This window comes from Petropleomorpha daqingensis, assembly GCF_013408985.1.
GTDB lineage: Bacteria > Actinomycetota > Actinomycetes > Mycobacteriales > Geodermatophilaceae > Petropleomorpha > Petropleomorpha daqingensis.
The window spans coordinates 2,125,033-2,145,463 of record NZ_JACBZT010000001.1 but is presented as its reverse complement, the minus strand read 5'-3'; the positions used below and the strand labels follow the sequence as shown (position 1 = coordinate 2,145,463).

The 20,431-nt window shown below is 73.7% G+C and carries 20 protein-coding genes; 8 read left to right on the top strand and 12 right to left on the bottom strand.

From position 1 onward, the window contains the following. Nucleotides 1–74: 74 nt before the first annotated feature. The 6 genes from nrfD to GGQ55_RS10575 all read right to left on the bottom strand — a co-directional run bounded on the left by nrfD (nucleotide 75) and on the right by GGQ55_RS10575 (nucleotide 6,118). Nucleotides 75–1,088, bottom strand: coding sequence for an NrfD/PsrC family molybdoenzyme membrane anchor subunit (nrfD, locus tag GGQ55_RS10595; RefSeq protein WP_366489050.1), 1,014 nt, complete (start codon nucleotides 1,086–1,088; stop codon nucleotides 75–77). Next, nucleotides 1,085–2,152, bottom strand: a complete 1,068-nt coding sequence (locus GGQ55_RS10590; protein ID WP_218861161.1) for a 4Fe-4S dicluster domain-containing protein — start codon at nucleotides 2,150–2,152, stop codon at nucleotides 1,085–1,087. Before GGQ55_RS10590 ends, nrfD begins: the two co-directional genes overlap by 4 nt. Further along, nucleotides 2,149–4,875: a formate dehydrogenase gene (gene fdh / locus GGQ55_RS10585; RefSeq protein WP_218859243.1), complete on the bottom strand. Its 2,727-nt coding sequence runs from the start codon at nucleotides 4,873–4,875 to the stop codon at nucleotides 2,149–2,151. Before fdh ends, GGQ55_RS10590 begins: the two co-directional genes overlap by 4 nt. A gap of 12 nt (nucleotides 4,876–4,887) precedes the next feature. Beyond that, complete coding sequence (locus GGQ55_RS28740) at nucleotides 4,888–5,448, bottom strand: dehydrogenase (protein WP_179716498.1); 561 nt, start codon at nucleotides 5,446–5,448, stop codon at nucleotides 4,888–4,890. Nucleotides 5,449–5,512: 64 nt separating this feature from the next. After that, nucleotides 5,513–5,638 carry a hypothetical protein gene (locus GGQ55_RS27740; RefSeq protein WP_281371299.1) on the bottom strand — a complete coding sequence of 42 codons (126 nt, stop codon included), beginning with the start codon at nucleotides 5,636–5,638 and terminating at the stop codon, nucleotides 5,513–5,515. 219 nt (nucleotides 5,639–5,857) lie between these two features. Next, nucleotides 5,858–6,118 carry a hypothetical protein gene (locus GGQ55_RS10575; protein ID WP_179716496.1) on the bottom strand — a complete coding sequence of 87 codons (261 nt, stop codon included), beginning with the start codon at nucleotides 6,116–6,118 and terminating at the stop codon, nucleotides 5,858–5,860. A 118-nt stretch (nucleotides 6,119–6,236) separates the two neighbouring features. Here GGQ55_RS10575 and GGQ55_RS10570 point away from each other — a divergent pair, with 118 nt between their 5' ends. The 6 genes from GGQ55_RS10570 (at nucleotide 6,237) to GGQ55_RS10545 (ending at nucleotide 13,404) form a co-directional block, all read left to right on the top strand. Beyond that, nucleotides 6,237–6,401 (top strand): hypothetical protein, encoded by a 165-nt coding sequence (locus tag GGQ55_RS10570; RefSeq protein WP_179716494.1) that lies wholly within the window; start codon nucleotides 6,237–6,239, stop codon nucleotides 6,399–6,401. Between the two features lie 83 nt (nucleotides 6,402–6,484). Then, nucleotides 6,485–9,043, top strand: coding sequence for a diguanylate cyclase domain-containing protein (locus GGQ55_RS10565; protein WP_179716492.1), 2,559 nt, complete (start codon nucleotides 6,485–6,487; stop codon nucleotides 9,041–9,043). A 36-nt stretch (nucleotides 9,044–9,079) separates the two neighbouring features. Further along, nucleotides 9,080–9,880, top strand: coding sequence for an MBL fold metallo-hydrolase (locus GGQ55_RS10560; RefSeq protein WP_179716490.1), 801 nt, complete (start codon nucleotides 9,080–9,082; stop codon nucleotides 9,878–9,880). Next, nucleotides 9,877–10,506 carry a DedA family protein gene (locus GGQ55_RS10555; protein ID WP_179716488.1) on the top strand — a complete coding sequence of 210 codons (630 nt, stop codon included), beginning with the start codon at nucleotides 9,877–9,879 and terminating at the stop codon, nucleotides 10,504–10,506. Before GGQ55_RS10560 ends, GGQ55_RS10555 begins: the two co-directional genes overlap by 4 nt. After that, complete coding sequence (locus GGQ55_RS10550) at nucleotides 10,503–12,650, top strand: alkaline phosphatase family protein (protein ID WP_179716486.1); 2,148 nt, start codon at nucleotides 10,503–10,505, stop codon at nucleotides 12,648–12,650. Before GGQ55_RS10555 ends, GGQ55_RS10550 begins: the two co-directional genes overlap by 4 nt. 100 nt (nucleotides 12,651–12,750) lie before the next feature. Further along, nucleotides 12,751–13,404 (top strand): hypothetical protein, encoded by a 654-nt coding sequence (locus GGQ55_RS10545; protein WP_179716477.1) that lies wholly within the window; start codon nucleotides 12,751–12,753, stop codon nucleotides 13,402–13,404. Nucleotides 13,405–13,422: 18 nt separating this feature from the next. Here GGQ55_RS10545 and GGQ55_RS10540 read toward each other — a convergent pair whose 3' ends face one another. From GGQ55_RS10540 to GGQ55_RS10530, 3 genes are read right to left on the bottom strand one after another with little or no spacing between them, the layout of a single operon-like run. Beyond that, the gene (locus tag GGQ55_RS10540) at nucleotides 13,423–15,141 is read right to left on the bottom strand and encodes a serine/threonine-protein kinase (protein ID WP_179716475.1); all 1,719 of its coding nucleotides are present in this window, start codon (nucleotides 15,139–15,141) and stop codon (nucleotides 13,423–13,425) included. 56 nt (nucleotides 15,142–15,197) lie between these two features. Further along, entirely contained in the window at nucleotides 15,198–15,860 is a 663-nt protein-coding gene (locus GGQ55_RS10535; protein ID WP_179716473.1) for an HAD family hydrolase, read from the bottom strand. Between the two features lie 29 nt (nucleotides 15,861–15,889). Beyond that, complete coding sequence (locus GGQ55_RS10530) at nucleotides 15,890–17,002, bottom strand: NDMA-dependent alcohol dehydrogenase (RefSeq protein WP_179716471.1); 1,113 nt, start codon at nucleotides 17,000–17,002, stop codon at nucleotides 15,890–15,892. 61 nt (nucleotides 17,003–17,063) lie between these two features. On the opposite strand from GGQ55_RS10530, the gene GGQ55_RS10525 reads away from it, so the two are divergent. After that, nucleotides 17,064–17,471 carry a DUF5946 family protein gene (locus GGQ55_RS10525; protein ID WP_179716462.1) on the top strand — a complete coding sequence of 136 codons (408 nt, stop codon included), beginning with the start codon at nucleotides 17,064–17,066 and terminating at the stop codon, nucleotides 17,469–17,471. 84 nt (nucleotides 17,472–17,555) lie between these two features. Then, entirely contained in the window at nucleotides 17,556–18,278 is a 723-nt protein-coding gene (locus GGQ55_RS10520; RefSeq protein ID WP_179716460.1) for a TetR/AcrR family transcriptional regulator, read from the top strand. Nucleotides 18,279–18,285: 7 nt separating this feature from the next. On the opposite strand, the gene GGQ55_RS10515 is transcribed toward GGQ55_RS10520, so the two are convergent. From GGQ55_RS10515 to GGQ55_RS10505, 3 genes are all read right to left on the bottom strand, one after another. After that, a complete protein-coding gene (locus GGQ55_RS10515) occupies nucleotides 18,286–18,882 on the bottom strand; it encodes a TetR-like C-terminal domain-containing protein (RefSeq protein WP_179716458.1) in 597 nt (198 codons plus the stop codon). A 126-nt stretch (nucleotides 18,883–19,008) separates the two neighbouring features. Then, on the bottom strand, nucleotides 19,009–19,341 hold the full coding sequence (locus GGQ55_RS10510; protein ID WP_179716456.1) for a hypothetical protein: 333 nt from the start codon (nucleotides 19,339–19,341) through the stop codon (nucleotides 19,009–19,011). Nucleotides 19,342–19,383: 42 nt separating this feature from the next. Next, on the bottom strand, nucleotides 19,384–20,271 hold the full coding sequence (locus tag GGQ55_RS10505) for a 1,4-dihydroxy-2-naphthoyl-CoA synthase (RefSeq protein ID WP_179716454.1): 888 nt from the start codon (nucleotides 20,269–20,271) through the stop codon (nucleotides 19,384–19,386). Nucleotides 20,272–20,431 lie beyond the last annotated feature (160 nt).

Genomic DNA, 20,431 nt, shown 5'->3' with positions numbered 1-20,431 from the left:
CCCGCCGGCCCGCCTCTGCGCGGTGCTGCGCCGCGGCGGGGTGCTGGTGGCGCGGAGCCTAGACGCCTCCCCTGTCAGCGGGTGACGGTCGGCGCGTGCCCGTTCTGCCGCGCGGCCAGCCGCTCACGCTGAGGGACGACGGTGTACTTCGGGTCCTTGGCGCTGACCATGCCGGCCTCGAAGACGCCGAACCGGGTGAGCGCCGACCCCGCCGCCAGCAGCGCGCCGGCCAGCACCGCCCCGACCCGCTTGCGGCCGGTCAGCAGGGTGAGCGCCGCGCCGGAGACGGTGCACGCCTTGGCGATCTTCAGCAGCAGCCCCGGCCGGCCCTCGTGGTAGGGCTCGCTGACGATCCCGTGGCCGTTCTCCACCTGGTGCATCGCGGCCAGCTCGATCGCCGCGCCGGCCACCGCCATCTTGCGCGCCGGCCCGGCCTCGGCGACCGGTGAGAACGCCATCGTCATGCCCCCGCCCGCGGCCATCCCCGACCCGGCGAAGACGAACGGCAGCTGCTCCCCCGCCGCGTGCCACGACGGGACGGCGGTGTTCGCGATCAGCACCGCCGTGTACGTCGTCATCGGCCCCCCGAGCGCCCCGGCCCCGACGGCGGCCAGCTTGCGCAGTCGCGGGAACCAGCCCAGCACGTGCAGCCCCGCCGCCCCGACCGTGAGGGCGCTGAACGGCGAGAGGATGTACGACCCGACCGACAGCGGCGACGTCGGCTTGAACACCCGCAGCATGTGCAGGAACCGCTCCGGCCGGCCCAGGTCGACGATGAGCAACCCGACCGAGCCCAGCGCGCCGCCCCCGGCGAGGATCTGCGCCGCCTTGGCCAGCGTCGGCCGCTTCGTGAACTCCCCCAGCGCCGACAGGATCGCCGACGACCCGGCCGCGCCGCCGAGGAACAGGTAGAGCGGCACCTCCGGGCTCTTCCACACCGGCGGCTTGATGATCGGGCGGCCGTAGTACGAGGTGAACTCGACGTCGTCCACCATCGACAGCTCGCGGCTGCCGCCCCCGCCGCCACGCTTCTTCCGCTTCAGCCGCGGGCCGCGGTCCGCCTGCCGCCAGCCGCCCGCCGCGGTCACTTCCGCCTCCACGACGCCAGGACGGCGGTCACCGCCACACCGACGACCATCGCCGCACCCTTCGCCGCGGCCCGCCACATCGCCGGCAGGTCGCGGGTGGTCACCACCGGGTCGGGCGGGAGGCCGTACACCTCCGGCTCGTCGAGCAGCAGGAAGAACGCCCCGTTGCCGCCGACGCCGTCGTCCTCGTCGCGCCCGTACAGCCGCGCCGACTCCACGCCCTGGCTCTGCAGCGTCGCCAGCCGCGCGTCGGCCCGGGCCTGCAGCTCGTCGAGGTTGCCGAACTGGATCGACTGCGTGGGGCACGCGGTCGCGCAGGCCGGCATCAGCCCGTCGGTCAGCCGGTCGTAGCACATCGTGCACTTGAAGGCCCGGCCGTCGTCCTTGCGCGTCTCGATGACGCCGTACGGGCAGGCCGGCACGCAGTAGCCGCACCCGTTGCAGATGTCGCCCTGGACGACGACGGTGCCGAACTCGGTGCGGACCAGCGCACCGGTCGGGCAGACGTCGAGGCAGCCGGCGTGCGTGCAGTGCTTGCAGACGTCGGAGCTCATCAGCCACCGGATCTGCTTGTCCGTGCCGCTCTGCGTCGTCTGCGGGTCGAACTCGCTGAGCGCCTCGGCGTTGAGCACCGACGCCTGCGCGCGGGCCAGGGCGTCGTCCTGCTCGGCGCCGGCCGCCGGCGACGGGCCGCTCCCCGTTCGATCGCCCCCCGGCCGACCGAACGTGGGCATCGGCAGGTCCACCGTGCGCGACTGCTCGATGAACGCGACGTGCCGCCAGGAGTTGGCGCCGAGCTGCCCGGTGTTGTCGTAGGACATCCCCGACAGGCCGAGCGCGTCGCGCCGGCCGTGCGAGTCGTCCATCGGCAGCGTGTTCCACTCCTTGCACGCCACCTCGCAGGCCTTGCAGCCGATGCACACCGAGGTGTCGGTGAAGAAGCCGACCCGCGCCGGGTGGTCGCCGTCGTACCCCGACTCCCCCTGCACGTCGGGCAGCGGCCCGTAGAGCCGGTGCTCCGGATCCCGCCCGGTCCACGCCGGGCTGGCCGAGCTGATCGTCACGAGTCCTCCTCCAGCGGCGCGCGGCCGCCCACGGGCACCGTGCCCGACGGCACGCCGGCCCGCCGCCGGTACTCCTCGAGGAACCCGACCAGCTCCGGCCCGCGCGGTCGGCGGCCCGGCCGGATGTCGCAGGTCGCCGCCTTCGACTCCTGGATGTGCACGTTCGGGTCCATGACGACGCCGGTCAGGTCGTTGCCGGAGTCGCCGGTCGAGATGCCGGTCCCGCCCCAGTGGTAGGGGACGCCGATCTGGTGGATCACCCGGCCGTCCAGCCGCAGCGGCCGGATCCGCTCGGTGACCAGCACCTTCGCCTCCACCGCCGACCGCGAGGTGACCACCGTGGCCCAGCCGCCGTTCTCCAGTCCCCGCTCGGCGGCCAGCTCCGGTGAGACCTCGACGAAGAACTCCGGCTGCAGCTCGGCCAGGTAGGGCAGCGTGCGGCTCATCCCGCCGGCGGTGTGGTGCTCGGTCAGCCGGTAGGTGGTGAACACGTACGGGAAGACCTCGCTCGCCACCGGGTTGCCGCGGTTGTACGCCGCCGGGAGCTCCTCCCGGCCCGGGTTGGCCTGCTGCCCGTACAGCGGGTTGGACATCGGCGACTCGGCCGGCTCGTAGTGCGTCGGCATCGGCCCGTCGGCGAGCCCGGCCGGTGCGTACAGCCACGCCTTGCCGTCGCTCTGCATGATGAACGGGTCGGTGCCGGCGATCGCGGCCTGCGCGGTCGCGCCCTCCGGCGGCCTGTAGTCCGGCCGCTTCTCCGGCTCGAAGTCCGGGACGTCGTCCCCGGTCCACGTGCCGGCGTCGTCGTCCCAGTACACGTACTTCTTGCGGTCGCTCCACGGCTTGCCGTCGGGATCGGCCGAGGCGCGGTTGTACAGGATGCGCCGGTTGGCCGGCCACGCCCAGCCCCACTCGGGGGCGACCGCGTTCTGGTCACGCCCGGGCTTGCGGCGCGCGGACTGGTTGACCTCGTCGGCGTAGACGCCGCAGTAGATCCAGCAGCCGCAGGAGGTCGAGCCGTCGTCCTTGAGCTCGGTGTAGGCCCCCAGCGCCTTGCCGTCGGGACCGACACCGTTGATCTCCCGCAGCACCGCCTCGGGGCTGGGGTCGGCGGTCTCGCCCTCGGTCGGGTAGTCCCAGGCGAGGTCGAGGATCGGCCGGTCGCGCGGGTCGGTGGAGTTCGCCAGCCGCTGCTTGAGCAGCCGGCCCAGGTGGAAGTAGAACCACAGGTCGCTGCGGGCGTCGCCCGGCGGCTCGACCGCCTTGTGCCGCCACTGCAGCAGCCGCTGGGTCTGGGTGAACGTCCCGGCCTTCTCCACGTGCGAGGCCGCGGGCAGGAAGAAGACCTCGGTCGCGATCTGGTCGGTGACCAGCTCGCCGGTCTCGATCTCGGGGGCGTCCTTCCAGAAGGTCGCCGACTCGATCATCTGCAGGTCACGGACGACGAGCCACTCGAGGTTGGCCAGCCCGAAGCGCTGCATCCGGCCGTTGGCGTGCCCGATCACCGGGTTCTCGCCGACCAGGAAGTAGCCGGGCACGTTGCCCTCGATCATCTGCGCGACCGACTGGTAGGAGCTGTGGTCGCCGGTCAGCCGCGGCAGGTGGTCGAAGCAGAAGTCGTTCTCGGGCGTCGCCGCGTCGCCGAAGTAGGCCTTGAGCAGGCTGACCATGTAGCTGGGCATGTTGCCCCAGAAGCCCGCGGTGTTCTTGCTCTGCGCGCAGTACTCCTCGAGCGACATGTGCTGCTGGGCGTGCGGCATGACCAGGTAGCCCGGCAGCAGGTTGAACAGCGTCGGGATGTCGGTCGAGCCCTGGATGCTGGCGTGCCCGCGCAGCGCCATGATCCCGCCGCCGGGGCGGCCCATGTTGCCCAGCAGCGCCTGCAGGATCGACGCCGTCCGGATGTACTGCGCGCCGACCGAGTGCTGCGTCCAGCCGACCGAGTAGACGAACGCCGTTGTCCTGTCCCGGCCGCTGTTGGCGGTGATCCACTCGGCGACCTGCAGGAACGCCTGCGGGTCGATGCCGCAGATCTGCGCCACCATCTCCGGGGTGTAGCGGGCGTAGTGCCGCTTGAGCACCTGGAAGACGCAGCGCGGGTGCTGCAGCGTCTCGTCGCGCTTCGGCTTGACCCGGACCGTGGGGCCGCCGCTGCCGGCCGCCTCGTGCTGCGCCGCCTCGTGGACGTCCGGGCCGTGCTCACCGGCCTGCTTGCCCTCGCGGGCGTCGCGGGCGGGCTTGCCGCCCGGCTCGTCGGGGCCGCGCTGACCGGCCGCGGCCGGCGTCGCGTCGCCCTCGTACTCCCACGTCGACTCGTCGTAGTGCTTGTGCTCCGGGTCGTAGCCGGAGAACAGGCCGTCGAGGTCCTCGGTGTCGCGGAAGTCCTCGCGCAGGATCGCCGCGGCGTTGGTGTACGCGACGACGTACTCCGGAAAGTACTTGTCGTTGTCGAGGACGTACTTGATCAGGCCGCCCAGGAACGCGATGTCACTGCCCGCGCGCAGCGGCACGTGCAGGTCGGCGATCGCGCTGGTGCGGGTGAACCGCGGGTCGATGTGCACGACCTTCGCGCCGCGCGCCTTGGCCTCGCTGACCCACTGGAAGCCCACCGGGTGGCACTCGGCCATGTTCGAACCCTCGATGACGATGCAGTCGGAGTTCGCCAGGTCCTGCAGGAAGTTGGTCGCGCCACCACGGCCGAACGAGGTACCCAGACCGGGCACCGTGGAGGAGTGCTATATCCGGGCCTGGTTCTCGACCTGGATCGCGCCCATGGCCGTGTAGAGCTTCTTCATGAGGTAGTTCTCCTCGTTGTCGAGGGTCGCCCCTCCGAGGCTCGCTATCCCCATGGTGCGGTTGACGCGCTTGCCGTCGACCTCGTCCTGCCAGCCCTTGCGGCGGGCGTCGAGCACGCGGTCGGCGATCATCTCCATCGCCGTGTCGAGGTCGAGGTCCTCCCACTGCGTCCCGTACGGACGGCGGTAGCGGACCTTGGTCTCCCGGGTCGGGCTGGTGACCAGCTGCTTGCTCGCGCTGCCCTTTGGGCACAGCCGGCCGCGGCTGATCGGCGAGTCCGGGTCGCCCTCGATCTGGACGATCTTCTCGTCCTTGACGAACACCCGCTGCCCGCAGCCGACGGCGCAGTAGGGGCAGACGCTCTGGACGACGCGGTCGGCGGTGGCCGTACGGCTGACCACGTTCTCCGTGGCCTTGCTGCGCGCCGCCTTGCCGCGGCCGAGCGGGTCGGAGCCGGTCAGCTGCCGGTACACCGGCCACGCGTCGAGCCACGTCTTCACGCTGCGGACTCTGCCACCGCGGACCCATTCCGGCACGCCGGCGACCGCCTCTCCCAGGAAGCGCTCAGCTTCCCTGGACGACGTACCCGCAGGCGATGTCCTCCTGGACGGCGCCCCGTCCGAGCACCGAGAACAGCGCGCTGGCGACCACCGACGCGACCAGCCACGCTGCGACGATCACCAGGACCACGGCGTCCACGGTGCGCCGCCCGGGCGTCGGGCGGGTGACGGCCGGTCGAACATCGCTCGTCAGTTGGGCGGCGGGCCCGTTCCGGTACCCCGCTCGGCACGGCCCCACCTCTCGGCGAGCTCGGCCGACTGAGCAGTTGTGGTCGCCGGCCGCGGCGTGTCCGCGCGTGTCGGCGACCGCAACTGCTCACTCGGCCCCCCGGACGCCGGGCGCGGGCGGCTAGCGGGAGCGGACGGGCCCCGGGACGGCGGCGCCGCTGGCCGCCAGCCGGGCACGCAGGCGCGCTGCCTGGCGCCGGCGCTGTTCGGCCCGGCGGCGCAGGGTCGCCACCTGGGCGGGGTCGGTGGTGCGGCGCGCCTTCATCTCCAGCACCGCGGCCGTCTCGAGGTGCAACGCCATCTTCCGCAGATCAGCAGCTGTGTCCGGGCCGCCGTCGTGCTGTGGGCCGGGAAGTTCCCGCAGCTCGTCCCCCAGGATCATGAGGGCATGGTGGCCGGGCTCCCGGCCGCGCGCGACTCGATCATCGGTTCGCCCGATCGGGTGAAGAAAGCCGCATCTCCAGCGTTTCCGAATCGTGACCTAGGGGCATCGCAGGCGGATGACCTGGCTGCTCGTCCTCCTCGCGTGGACGATCTGCGCGGCGGTGGTGGCCCCGATCGTCGGCCGCGTCCTCGCGCACGGCAGCGTCGTCGCGCGCCCGTCCCGCCGTCCGGTGCACCACCGGCGGGTGCCGACCCGGCGCCACCCCCTCGTCATCCACTGAGCGCCCCGGCGCAACTCCCCCTTCGGGTGATCACCACGCGAGGCCTTCTGTAGGCACCCTCGCCGGTCTCCGATGACCGACAGGTGAGCACCAGACCGTCCGGCGAGGACGCGCGCAGCCATCTGCGCGTCGTCCGCTGGACCGTGCTCGCCGGTCTGGTCGGCCTCGCCGCGGCCGTCCCCTTCAGCGCCCCCGACGGCACCGGCATGCAGTGGGACGAACTGGTCCTCGGCTGCGTCGCCGCCTCCGCGGCCTGGACCCTGTTCCACCGCACCCGGACGATGTCCCGCAGAGTCGCCCGGCCGTGGCAGCTGCTCGGCGTCGCCGCCGTGCTCTTCACGGTCGCCCAGCTGCTCGCCGGCTCCTTCCCCGGCCCGGAGTTCGACGGCTTCGGCGTCGACGACGTCCTGCTGCTGGTCGGCGCGACGATGCCGCTGGTCTCCGCCGGCCTGCTCGCCCGCCGGGTGCGCCGCACCCGCTGGTCGGCGCTGGTCGTCGACGGCGCCATGGTCACCCTGGCCCTGCTGGTGGTCACCGAGGTGGTGCGCGCACCGCTGGCCAACCCGGTGAACGCCCCCGACGACCTGCGCTCGCTCGTGCTCGCCTACGGCGGTTACACGGCCGTGATGCTCGGCACCGGCGCGGCGCTGTGCACGGTCTCGACCGCCTCGCTGCGCCGCTCGGTCACCACCATGGTCGGCGCGATCTCGCTGCAGGCCGTGGCCGCGACCTGCGAGGCGATGGCGATCGTCGCGCCGTCCTGGCTGTGGACCGCGGGCTCGGACGTCGCCGTCGCGCTCGCCCTGCAGACCACCGTGCTCGCCGCGCTGCGCGCCCCCGACACCCTCGACAAGCGCAGCGCCCGCGCCGCGAACCCGGTGGTCAGCCCGGTCGGCCTGGCGCTGCTCGTCGTCGCCGTCCTCGCGCTGCCCCTGGCGATCGGGACGGCCCTGCTGGAGCACCAGCCGCTCACCGTCGGCGCCAAGCTCGCGATCGCCGGCATCTTCGTCCTGCTCGCCGTGCGGCTGGTGCTGCGCATCCGCGAGGACGGCCGGGTCACCGAGGACCTCGTGCGCCACGAGGAGGACTTCCGCGAGCTGGTCGAGTCCAGCTCGGACGGCGTCGTCATCGTGGACGACGACCTGACGCTGCTGCTCGTCTCCCCCGTGGCGCGCACGATGCTCGGCCTGCCCGACGGGGCCGAGGACGTCGAGCTCACCGCGCTCGTCGACCCCGCGGACCGCGCGCTCGTGCGGGCCGCGCTCAGCAGCCCGAACGGCCCCGACCTGCGCTTCCGCGTCGCCGACCGCCAGCTCGAGGGCACCTCGACCGCGCATCCTGGCAGCGGCCGGCGGGTGCTCTACCTCCGCGACGTCACCCGGCGGCTGGCCCGCGAGCGCGAGCTCGAGCGCATGGCCTACACCGACCACCTCACCGGGCTGCCCAACCGCGCGCTGCTGTTCCGGGAGCTCGACCGCCGCGTCGACGACGCCCGCTGCCTGCTCGTGCTCGACCTCGACGGGTTCAAGGCGGTCAACGACCTCGCCGGGCACGAGGCCGGTGACCACCTGCTGGTCGAGATGGCCCGCCGGCTGCAGGCCCTCGTCCGCGAGGACGACCTGGTCGCGCGCCTCGGCGGCGACGAGTTCGCCGTCGTGGTCAGCGGCACGCTGGAGGAGTCGGTCGAGGTCGCCTCGCGCGTCGTCGACGCCCTGGCGCTGCCGCACCGCACCGCCGAGCGCTCGTTCGCCGTCGGCGCCTCGGTCGGCGTCGCGGCGCTGAGCTCGGCCGGCGGGCAGGTCGCCTTCCGCGAGGCCGACGACGCGCTGCGCGCGGCCAAGCAGGCCGGCAAGGGCTGCGTCCGCGTCGCCGACCGGATCACCCACCACACCGACGACGGCCTCGACCTCGCCGCGGCACTGCGCAACCGCGAGCTCGAGCTCCGTTACGACGCCGTGACCGCGCCCGACGGCCGGGTCACCCACGTGCAGGCCCGCGCCGTCTGGATCCACCCCGAGCGCGGCCGCATCGACGGCCAGGACCTCTGGGCGGTCGCCGAGAAGCAGGGCCTGCTGCTGGCGGTGCAGCGGTGGGGCGTGCGCCTGGCCACCCGCGAGGTCGCGGCCATGGACGACGAGCTCGGCCTGTTCCTCCGGCTGCCGTCCAGCCAGGTCCCCGGCGACGTCATGATCGCCGAGCTGACCGCCGCGCTCGAGGCCTCGGGGCTGGCGCCGTCCCGGCTGACCATCACGCTCACCGAGGAGACGCTGCTGACCTCCCCCGCCGGGCTGCTGCCCGCGCTGGAGCAGGTCCGCGACCGCGGCGTCCGGCTGGTGCTGTCGGACTACGGCATGGGCCACAGCCTGTTCGCGATGCTCGCCCGGCTGCCGCTCGACGGCGTCCGCGTCGCGGTCGGCGCGCTGGCCGGCCGGGACGACGACGCGCGCGCCCTGCAGGTGCTCTCCGCGATCGTGCGGACGACGACGTCCTTCGGGCTGACCACGATCGCCGACGGAATCGACACCCCTGAGCTGCGCGCGGGCGCGCTGGCCGCCGGCGCGGAGTTCGTCGCCGGCCGGGTCGCGCCGGAGGACCTCCGCGCGGTCGAGGTCGCCGCGCTCCTCCCCGCCGTCGCGGTCTAGGCGTGGAACGTCGTCCGCCGACGGGATACTGACGGCGTGAGCGAGCCGGACCTGCACTTCCTCGGGCACTCGACCGTGCGGATCGAGCTGGCCGGCCGGACCGTGCTCACCGACCCGGTGCTCACCCCCGGCGTCGGCCCGCTGCGCCGCGTCGTCCCGATGCCCGATCCGGCCACCTGGGCCGGCGTCGACCTCGTCCTGCTCTCCCACCTGCACGGCGACCACCTGCACCTGCCCTCGCTGCGCATGCTCGGGAACGTCCGGATCGTCGTCCCGCGCGGCGCCGGCCGCTGGCTGCGCAGCAAGGGCTTCGCGCACGTCACCGAGCTCGCCCCGGGCGAGGCCCTCCGGGACGGCGACCTGCAGATCACCGGCGTGCACGCCCACCACAGCGGCCACCGCTGGGGTCCGCGGCTCGAGCACGGCCCGCAGACCCGCGCCATGGGCCACCTGATCAGCGGCGACGGCAGCACGGTCTACGCAAGCGGCGACACGGACCTGTTCGACTCGATGAGCTTCCTCGGCGACCTCGGCATCGACGTCGCCCTGCTGCCGGTCTGGGGCTGGGGGCCGAACCTCGGCCACGGCCACCTCGACCCGCACCGCGCCGCCGAGGCGGTCGCCCGGCTGCGGCCGCGGGTCGCCGTCCCGGTGCACTGGGGCACCCTCGCCGTCGGCGGCAGCCACCTGCTGCCGAAGCTCCGCCGCCGGATGCGCCGCGTGCTGGTCGAGCCGCCGCGCACCTTCGCCGAGGAGGTCGCGCACCGGGGCCTCGACACGACGGTGATCCACGTGGAACCAGGCCGGCACGTCCCGCTGCCGGTGATCGCGCCATGACCGTGCTCGCCTCGTCGTGGACCGACGCGTCCTCGCTGGGCTACCCGGTGCTGTTCGGCGGCGTCCTGCTCGGCTCGATCGTCCCCGTGGTCCCCACCGGAGCGGTGGTCGGGGCGGCGGCCGCGGTGGCCACCAGCAGCGGCCACCTCTCGCTGCCGCTGGTCGTGCTGATCGCGGCGGGCGCCGCGCTGATGGGCGATCTGATCACCTTCTCGATCTGCCGGTTCGGCGGGCCGACCGCGGTGCGCTGGGTGTCGCGGGGGCAGCACACCGAGCGGATCGACGAGGTGCGCGGCCAGTTCCGCGACCACGGCTGGCAGATCATCGTCGTCGGCCGGCTGCTGCCCGCCGGGCGGATCCCCGTGCTGGTCGCCGCGGGCGCGCTGGCCTACCCCTGGCGCAAGCTGGTGCCGGCCGCGGCGGGCGGCTGCGTGCTGTGGGCGATCGCCTACACGCTCATCGGCATCGTCTCCGGCGGGCTGTTCGACAACCCGCTGATCGCGACGCTGCTGGCCGCCGTCCTCATCCTGCTCATCACCGGCCTGCTCAACCTGATCGCCGCCCGGCGGCGCAAGCGCAAGGCCGAGCGGGAGAAGACCGAGCGGGAGTCGGAGCCCACGCCGTGAGCCCGCCCTCCGGCACCGGCCGGCTGCTGCAGACCGGCCGCACGCTCGCCCGGGTGCTGCTCGTCTGGGCGGTCGCCACCGGCGCGCTGATCGCCCTGGACGCGGAGCTCGAGACCTTCTCCATGCCCTCGTGGTGGCAGCCGCCGCTGCTGGCGCTGATCCTCGGCGTGCTCGCCGCCGTCGTCTGGCCGCTGGTGCTCCGCGTCGCGCTGCCGCTGGCCTTCTTCACCCTCGGCCTGGGCGGCTTCGTGCTGCTGGGGGCCGCGGTGCTGGGCATCTCCTTCGCCATCCCGGGCGTGGTCATCGCCCGGTTGTGGACGGCGATCGTGGTGATCCTGGTGATGGCGGCGGTCGCCGGCGTCGTCACCAGCGTGCTGGCCCTCGACGAGGACGAGCTCTTCTTCCGCCGCGCCCGCCGCCGCGCCGGGCGGACCGGCGACGCCGAACCCAGCCCGCCCGGCGTCCTGCTGCTGCTCATCGACGGCCTCGGCTACGACACCGTGCGCCGCGCGGTCCGCGACGGGCTGATGCCCACCCTCGCCTCGTGGCAGCGCGACGGCAGCCACGTGCTGCAGCCGTGGCACACCGACTGGAGCTCGCAGACCGCGGCCAGCGTCTGCGCGATCCTGCACGGCTCCAACCACGACATCCTCGGCTTCCGCTGGTACGAGAAGGACCACGACCACGTCGTCGCCGCGGCGCACCCGGTCGACGCCGCCGAGATCGAGCGCCGGCACTCCGACGGCCGCGGGCTGCTGGCCGGCGGCGGCGCGGCGCACGGCACGCTGTTCACCGGCGACGCCGACCACGTCTCGATGACGATGAGCTCCCTGGCGCACGTGGTGCCCAAGACCTCGCGCCGCGAGCGCCGGTTCGACCGCGCCGGCGCCGGCTACTACGCCTACTTCGCCAACCCGGTCAACGCCGTCCGCACCGTGGCCGTCTCGCTGGTCGAGGTGGTCCGCGAGATCCGGGCCTCGGCCCGCGAGCGGCGTGACGACATCCGGCCGCGGGTCTCGCGCGGCGGCATCTACCCCCTGGCTCGGCCCGGCGTCACCGTGATCACCCGCGACATCGTCACCTCGGCGCTGATCGAGGACATGCTGCTCGGCCGGCCGGTCGCCTTCGCCGACTTCCTGGGCTACGACGAGGTCGGTCACCACACCGGCATCGAGCGCTTCGACGCCCTCGAGGTGCTGCGCAGCATCGACCAGCAGATCGGCAGGCTGCAGCGGGCCACCGAGCTGGCGCCGCGCGAGTACCAGCTGGTCGCGCTGTCCGACCACGGGCTGACCCAGGGCCAGACCTTCGCGGACCGGTTCGGCGAGACGATCGAGCAGTACGTCGGCCGGCTCTGCGGCGGTGGCGAGGTCGACCAGAAGAAGCTGCCCGGCCCGACGACCAGCCGCCGGCCGATCGAGGGCTGGCAGCTCACCTCGGCGTTCGCCGCCGGCCCGGGGCCGATCGCCCGCCGGCTGCGCGAGCGGGTCGCCGCCGTGCCGGTCACCGACGGTCACGCCGAGCACGCCGCGGCCGGCGAGGCGAAGGTCCCGCGGGTGGCGCCCGGCGTCGTCTGCGTCGTCTCCGGGCACGTGGCGATGGTGTCCTTCCCCGACATCCCCGGCCGGGTGCCGCTGGAGGAGATCGAGCGGCACTGGCCCGACCTGCTGCCCGGGCTGGTCGACCACGACGGGGTCGGCTTCCTGCTGGTGCAGACCCTCGAGCACGGGCCGGTGGTGTTCGGCAGCGCCGGCGTGCACCGCATCGACACCGGCGAGGTGTTCGGCGAGGACCCGCTCGCGCTCTACGGCCCGCACGCCCCGGAACTCGTCGCCCGGACGTCGTCCTTCCCCCACTGCCCCGACGTCCTGATCAACAGCCGGTACGACCCCGAGACCGACGAGGCGCCGCCGTTCGAGCCGCACGTCGGGTCGCACGGCGGGCTCGGCGGCCCGCAGCAGCACGGCTTCCTCATGTACCCGCGCTCGTTCACCGCGCCGGGCGACATCCTGGGCGCCGAGCACCTGCACCGGGTGCTGCGCGGCTGGCTGTCCGACCTGGGCCACCCCGAGCCGACCGGCGCGGGCGCGACCGTCGGGGCCGACAGCGTGACCGCGCTGCGGCGGGCGGCCGCCGAGGTCTGAGAGTCACGACTCGGTCTCGGGACGTCGCCGAAGCCGTGATCCGGCCCTTACTCTGCGGTCCGCGGCCGACGGGGGCTGCTCGCCGAAGGGACCAGGAGCCATGGGCCGCACGCGCCGGATGCTGGGGACCGCACTGCTGACCTCGGCGCTGCTGCTGGGCACCGCGGCGTGCAGCAGCTTCGCCGAGGACTCCGCGAGCGCGTCGAGCACCTCGCGCACGTCCACCTCCGCCGCCCGGACGACGACCCCCGCCGACACCTCCACGAGCACGTCGACGTCCTCCTCGTCGTCGACGTCCTCGAGCCCGGGCGGACCGCTGGGCACCGAGTCCGCCGGCCGGCCGCTGCACCTCAACGACTTCTTCGGGCCGAGCCAGAACTGGTCGGAGAAGCGCTACGACATCGCCGACAAGAGCCAGGTGCAGGGCATCGGGACGATGGTCCAGAACTGCGGCTCCCGCTACACGCCGCAGGAGCTCGAGCTGCGGCTGGCCAACAACTTCGACCAGCTGACCTTCTCCGTCGGTCAGGCGAACGACTCGAAGGCGTCGGACCAGAACGTCACCGTGGAGATCCTGGGCAACAACCAGCAGATCGACATCCGCAGCGTGCCGTTCAACCAGATCCAGCAGTTCACCGTCCCGGTCAGCGGGGTGAACGCGCTGAAGATCGAGCTGTACCTCGACGACGCGGTGCAGAACTGCGGCCGCACCGGCTCGGTGATCGCCGTCCTCACCGACATCACGCTGAACTGACGCGACCGGACGAGCGGGTCAGTCGGTCGCGGCCTGGATGGGCAGCGCGCTGGACTTCAGGCCGTGCAGCGAGTCGGTCAGCACGTTGTCGCCCCGGGCGCTGAGCAGGCAGCGCGAGCCGTCGGGCTGGAGGGTCAGCTTGTCCTGGACCTGCTCGAACGGCTTGCCGAGGAACGTGCTCGCCCGGCCCTCGCAGTCCACCGCCGCGGTGGGATCGGCCGCCTCGGTGCCGTCGTAGACCACCTCGGTCTTGTGCGGCTTGGTGCACAGGACGTCGGTGCCGCGGTCGTCGGTGCAGCGGCGCCAGACCGCGCCGGCCGAGGTGGCGAGCACGCCCTGCGACGAGGCCTGGCTCGGTTGCGGCGCGCCCACCGTGCAGACCGCGCCGCCGGGGACGTCGGCGGTGTCGAGGGTCAGCTGCGGGGTGAGCGGGTCCTCCCCCGGCGTCCCGCCCAGGTAACCGACCAGCGCGGCCATCGTGCACTCGCCGTCGCTGTAGACCTCGGCCGCGTGCGGGCCGTCGCAGGCGGTCGCGGCCTTCGCCTCGGTCACGCAGGTACCGACCGCCAGGGCCGTCGACCCGCCTGACGCGTTGCCCCCGGTGGCGGTCTCCTGGCTCGTGGTCCCGGTGGCGGCGGCGTTCCCGCCGTTCCCGCCGCCCCCGCCCCCGTCGTTGCCCGCGGACAGCACCACGCCGAGCACGATCGCGGCGACCACCACGACCAGTGCGGCGGCGATCCAGAGCGGTGCCCGTCGGCGGCGCGGCGCCGGGGCGGGCCCCGGCTGCTGGACCGCAGGCTGGACCGGTGGCGGCGCGGGCAGCGTCGGCGCCGGGCGCGGGCGCTCCTGGGTCGCGACGTCGTCCGGCGAGGGCTGCCCGGCGCCGGGCACGGTCGCCGGCGCCGGCCGCGGCTGCACCGCCGTCCACGCGGCCTCGGCCAGCGCGGCGCCGGTCGGGTAGCGCTGCGCCGGGTCCTTGGCCAGCGCGCGGGCGACGACGGCGGCGAGCGCGGGCGAGAGATCGGGCCGGACCGTGCGCAGGTCCGGGGCCGGCTCGAAGGAGACGGCGGCCAGCAGCTGGTACTGGCCCTCCTGCGGGAACGCCTTGCGGCCGGTGAGCAGCTCGAACAGGACGGCGCCGAGCGAGTAGACGTCGGCCCGGCCGTCCATCGGCCCGCCGTTGATCTGCTCGGGCGCCGAGTAGGCGAAGGTGCCGAGCACGACGCCGGTCTGGGTCAGCGGCGAGGCGAGGGCGGCGTCCTTGGCGATCCCGAAGTCGGTGAGCATCGCCTCGCCGGTCCCGCGCTTGAGCATGATGTTCGCGGGCTTGACGTCGCGGTGCAGCAGGCCGCGCTCGTGGGCGTGGTCGAGCGCCCGGCCCACCGCGCCGACGATCTCGACCGCCTGCTCCGGCGGGAACGGGCCGCGCTCGAACAGGGCCGTGTGCAGGTCGACGCCGTCGACGAACTGCATCGCGATCCAGAGCATGTCGTCGTCCTCGCCCTTGTCCATGACGGAGACGACGTTCGGGTGCTCCAGCCGGCAGAGGACGTCGGCCTCCTGCTCGAACCGCTCCCGGAACTGCGGGATGCGCAGGTACGACGGCCACAGCACCTTGAGCGCGACGTCCTTGGGCAGGCTGCGGTGCCGGGCGCGGTAGACCGCCCCCATGCCGCCCTCCCCGAGCTTCTGCTCGATGCGGTAGCCGCCGACGGTCGAGCCGATCGGGATCTCCACGCCACCCCCGCCAAGTGCGCCACCTGTGCTGCGCCACAGTGGCGCATTTGGCGAGTTCAGGCGAGGGGTGTCGTGTCCAGCGCGTCGCGGAGGTCGGCGGGGGTGTCGAAGATGGCGATCGCGCCGGCGTCGCGCAGCTCGTCGTCCCCGAACCCACCGGAACGGACGACGAGAGCCGGCATCCCGGCGTTCTTGGCGGCCTCGACGTCCCAGACCGAGTCGCCGACCATCACGCTGTCGGCGTCCTCGGGGGCGCCGAGCTTCTTCAGCGCGACGTGCAGCAGGTCGGGAGCGGGCTTCGAGGTCTCGACGTCGGCGCTGGAGGTCCACGCGTCGGCGATGTCGCGGGCGTCGAGCAGGTCGAGGAACGCGTCGACGTGGTGCTCCTTGCCCGAGCTGGCCAGCACCAGCGGGTGCCCGCGCTCCTTGACCGCCAGCAGCAGCTCGCGGGCACCGGGCAGCACCGCGATCTCGCCCATGAGCTTGTCGGCCTCCTCGACCTGCCGCTCGCGCGCCCGGTCGCCGAGCCGCTCCTCCAGCTCCTCCCCGCCGAGCGCCGTCACGAGCTGGTCGCCGCCCATGCCGATCAGCCGGTGCAGCCGCCAGACCGGGTAGGTCTCGCCCAGCGAGCGCAGCGCCCGGTACCAGGCCAGCGCGTGCTGGTAGTTGGAGTCGACGAGGGTGCCGTCGACATCGAGGACGGCGATGGGCTTGCTCACGCAGGGGCCTTTAGCCCGAAAAAGTCCCTTTACTCGTGGACGAGCAGGCCGCGGATCGTCTCGCCGGCCGCCTGGGCGCGGTAGCCCTCGCCGATCTCCTCGAGCGGGTACCGCTTCGTGATCAGCCGGTCGAGCTCGAGCCGGCCCTCCTCGTGCAGCCGCGCCAGCATCGGGATGTCGCGGAAGGGGTTGCACGAGCCGAACAGCGCCCCCTGCACCCGGTGCTCGAACACGGTGGTCACCTGCCCGCGCAGCTGCACGTCGCCGTCGTGCGGCCGGTAGCCGAGCGCGGTGAGCACCAGCGTGCCGCCCTTGCCCAGGCACGCCGACGCCTCGGCCATCACCTGCGGCCCCATCACGCCCACGGTCACGACGACGACGTCCGCCCCGGTGCCCCGCGACAGCTCCCTCGCGAGGGCCGCCGCCTCCCCCGCGTCGGCGACGACACGGGTCGCCCCCACCGACGAGGCGAACTCCCGCTTCAGCGCCACCGGATCGACGCCGATCACGTGCAGCGCCCCGGCGTGCCGGGCGCCCTGCACCGCGTTCACCCCGACCCCGCCCAGCCCGACCACGACCACCGTGTCGCCCGGCCGCACGCCGCCGGAGTAGACCGACGAGCCCCAGCCGGTCGGCACGCTGCAGGCCAGCAGCGCCGCGGTGTCCAACGGCACGTGCGGGTCGATGCGCACGCAGGAGTACTCCGACAGCAGCGTGTGCCGGGCGAACGCGCCGACCATGCAGAACCCGCCGAGCGGCTCGCCGTCCAGGAGGAACGGCCAGCGCCCGCTGGGCAGCTGCCCGGTGGCGATCGTCGCGCCCTTGTCGCAGAGGTTGGCCCGGCCGGCCGCGCAGTAGCGGCAGTGCCCGCAGGCGGGCAGGAAGCTGGTGACGACGTGGTCGCCCGGCGCCACCGCGGTCACGCCGTCCCCGACGGCCAGGACGACGCCCGAGCCCTCGTGCCCGCCGACGATCGGGTACCGCCCGCCGGGGTTGCTGTGCCGCAGGTGCTCGTCGGAGTGGCAGAGGCCGGCGAACGCCATCTCGACGAGCACCTCGCCCGGGCCCGGGTCGGCGACCTCCAGCTCGACCAGCTCGTACTCGGTCTCCGGCGCCCGCAGCACCGCGGCAGTCGTCCTCACCGGGCCATCCTTCCCCGGCGCGCCCCGGCGGCTCCCAGCCGGGTGGGGCACGATCGGGCAGGTGAGCGCTCCCCCGTCGACCACCGTCGTCTGCCCCGGGTGCGGCAGCGTGCTCGCCGCCGGTGGGGACGACGTCCCGGCGCACCCCGGCGCGTCGGCCCCGTGCGCGCGGTTGTTCGAGGTGACCCTGCGCGGGCCGCGCGAGGAGGCCTCGGCGGACCCGTCGGCCGAGGCACTGGTCCGGCTGGCCGACGACGCCTACGACGCCCAGCACCCGGACGGCGACGACCCGCAGCGGTCGACGGCCGCGGCCGAGCGCCTGACCGCCCGGTTCGGACGGCAACCGGGACGCGCGCCGGAGAGCTGGCAGATGACGGTCGCCGACGTCGCCGCCGACCTCGACGTGATCGACCTGCCGGCGCTCGTCGAGTCGTGGGCGAGGAGCGTGGCACAGGACTGGTCTGCGTGACGGGTGGTTTCCTGCACAGAGAAGTGCCGTATGCCACACCGTTCCTTCAGCGCTTCAATACTTTGTGCACATACAGTCGACACCGTGGGTGAGCTCATGGACCGCCGTGCACGCAAGAAGGCCCGGACTCGTGAGGAGATCCGCACCGCCGCCCGGGTGATGTTCGCCGCTCGCGGGTTCGAGGCGGTGACCATCGCGGACATCGCGGCGGCGGCCGACGTCGCCGTCCAGACGGTGTTCAACCACTTCGCGACCAAGGAAGACCTGTTCTTCGACGGCCGCACGCCGTGGGTCGAGGGCGCGGCCGAGGCGGTCCGTTCGCGGCCGGCGTCGACGCCCCCGCTGCGCGCGCTGCGCGAGTACCTCGTGGGCACGGTGGCGGCGCTGGGCGATCCGCAGGCCGACGAGGAGCGGCGCAGCTACGTCGCGACCATCGAGGCGTCCCCGACCCTGCGCGCCCGCGAGATGGACATCGTCCGCGAGGCGGAGCAGCGGCTCTGCGCGGCGCTGGTCGAGGCCTGGAGCGCCGACGGCGCCGACCCGCGGCCCGAGGACCCGGACACGGTCGCCGCGCTGATCGCGGCCACCTGGCTGGCGGCCGCCCGCGTGCTGGTGCTCAGCCGGCGCACCGCGATCCTGAGCGAGGACGACGTCACGGCGGACACGGGGACCTGCCTGGCGACGCTGACCGGCGACGTGCTGGACCGGCTCGAGCGGGGGTTCGGCACGCTCCAGGACCTGGGCACGCTGCAGGCACCCCCGACGTCGGTGACCGGCTGGCCGGTCGACGTCGCCCGCGCGGGCTGAGCCCGGCTCAGACCCGCGCCGCCTCCGAGGTCGGCTCGACGACGGGCAGCAGGACGTCGTCCACCACCCGTTCGACCTGGTCGCGGGTCATCGCGCCGTCGCCGGCCGCGGTGTAGCGCTGCCACCAGAAGGCCTCGAGCACCGAGCCGAGCAGCGCCAGCCGGCGCTCGTCGAGCGGTTCACCGCGGGCCGCGGAGCGCGCCCCGATCTCGCCGACCGCGGCGGCCAGCGGCTGCACCAGGGCGGCGTCCAGGCCGGCCCGGAGGTCCTCGTCGTGCCGGGCCGCGCCGACCAGGCTCGCCGCGGCCCGCTCCTCGCGGGAGAGCGGCGAGGCCCACGGGCCGACCAGCGCGACCAGGTCGCCGCGCAGCGAGCCGGCGTCCTCCGGCAGGTCGACCAGCGTGAACCGGCCGACGGCGTGCCGGGCCAGGGCCGCCATCGTCGGCCACCGGCGGTAGATGCCGGCCTTGCCGGCCCGGGCCCGGGCGGCGATGCGGTCGCTGTTGAGCCGCCCCCATCCCTCCTCGGCCAGGATGTCCACCGCGACGGTGACCAACTGCTCCGACAGTTCGGCACTGAGCGGACGGCCCGGCGTGCCGGTCACCGTCGGTTCCCGTGACGTCTGGTCATGCGCACCCGGTCATCCTGGCCCTATCGGTGGAGTGACCACAATGACCACGAGATCGCGGTCGCCCATCCGTGCGGAACCGGAACGGATACGTCCTCCGGCTCAGGCACCGGCGGCGCTCTCGACGTGCACCTGCAGACTCGCTCCGTCGTCCCCGATCCACCCCTTGTCGCGGGCGGTGGCGACCATGCCCTCCCACCGCTGCGCCCAGTCCGGCGCGCTGCTCTGCGGCTCCGCCGCGGCTCGCAACGCGTCGACGGTGACGAATCCGACCTGGTCGTCCTGCAGCCGCCCGAGGCCCGCCTCGCGCAGCGCCTGGTCGGCCTCCTCGTCGGTCACCTCGCCCAGGGCCAGGTGCAGTCTCGTCAGGTCGTCGACGTCCACGACCTTCACCTCGGGCACCTCGTGGGTGCCGCCCACCACCTCGACGATCACAGCGCACCTCCTCGTGCGTGCTTTATCGCGATAAAGCGCGGTTCACACATGCCAGGGGAAACGGGTGAAGTCCGGGTCGCGCTTCTCGAGGAAGGCGTCGCGGCCCTCCACCGCCTCCTCGGCCATGTAGGCCAGCCGGGTCGTCTCGCCGGCGAACAGCTGCTGACCGACCAGGCCGTCGTCGATCAGGTTGAACGAGTACTTGAGCATCCGCTGCGCGGTCGGGCTCTTCGCGACGATGCGCCGGCCCCAGTCCAGCGCGGTCCGCTCGAGCTCGGCGTGCGGCACGACCTTGTTGACCATGCCCATGCGGTGCGCGTCGTCGGCGGTGTACTCGTCGCCGAGGAAGAAGATCTCGCGCGCGAACTTCTGCCCCACCTGACGGGCCAGGTACGCCGAGCCGAACCCGCCGTCGAAGCTGCCGACGTCGGCGTCGGTCTGCTTGAACCGCGCGTGCTCGGCGCTGGCCAGGGTCAGGTCGGAGACGACGTGCAGGCTGTGCCCGCCGCCGGCCGCCCACCCCGGGACGACGCAGATGACCACCTTCGGCATGAACCGGATCAGCCGCTGCGCCTCGAGCACGTGCAGCCGGCCGCTCGAGCCGGCGGAGTGCTCGTAGCCGTACTTCCCCCGTACCCGCTGGTCGCCGCCCGAGCAGAACGCCCAGCCGCCGTCCTTGGACGACGGCCCGTTGCCGGTGAGGATCACGCAGCCGACGTCGGTGGACAGCCGCGCGTGGTCCAGGGCGGTGATCAGCTCGTCGACGGTATGCGGCCGGAAGGCGTTGCGGACGTCGGGGCGGTCGAAGGCGATCCGGACGACGCCGGCGTCCACGGCGCGGTGGTAGGTGAGGTCGGCGAAGTCGAAGCCCTCCACGGGGCGCCACGCCGCGCTGTCGAAGATCTCGGAGACGTCGTCGCGGGCGGTCATGGGCCCGAACCTATCCGCCGCTCCGGGTAGGCCCTACCGCAGCAGGGGCGCAGGCAGGACACTTCCGACCGTCAGCGGTCGGCGCTGCCCCGCGCGCGTCGCCGCTCCGGCTGGCCCTCTCGGGCGCAGGACCGTCCTGCCCCGGTTCGCAGGCAGAGCA

Excerpts from the sequence above, each read along its gene's own strand:
- GGQ55_RS10555 (WP_179716488.1), top strand. The coding sequence starts at position 9,877 with ATGACCGTGCTCGCCTCGTCGTGGACCGACGCGTCCTCGCTGGGCTAC.
- GGQ55_RS10545 (WP_179716477.1), top strand. The coding sequence starts at position 12,751 with ATGGGCCGCACGCGCCGGATGCTGGGGACCGCACTGCTGACCTCGGCG.
- GGQ55_RS10575 (WP_179716496.1), bottom strand. The coding sequence starts at position 6,118 with ATGATCCTGGGGGACGAGCTGCGGGAACTTCCCGGCCCACAGCACGAC.
- GGQ55_RS10505 (WP_179716454.1), bottom strand. The coding sequence starts at position 20,271 with ATGACCGCCCGCGACGACGTCTCCGAGATCTTCGACAGCGCGGCGTGG.
- GGQ55_RS10570 (WP_179716494.1), top strand. The coding sequence starts at position 6,237 with ATGACCTGGCTGCTCGTCCTCCTCGCGTGGACGATCTGCGCGGCGGTG.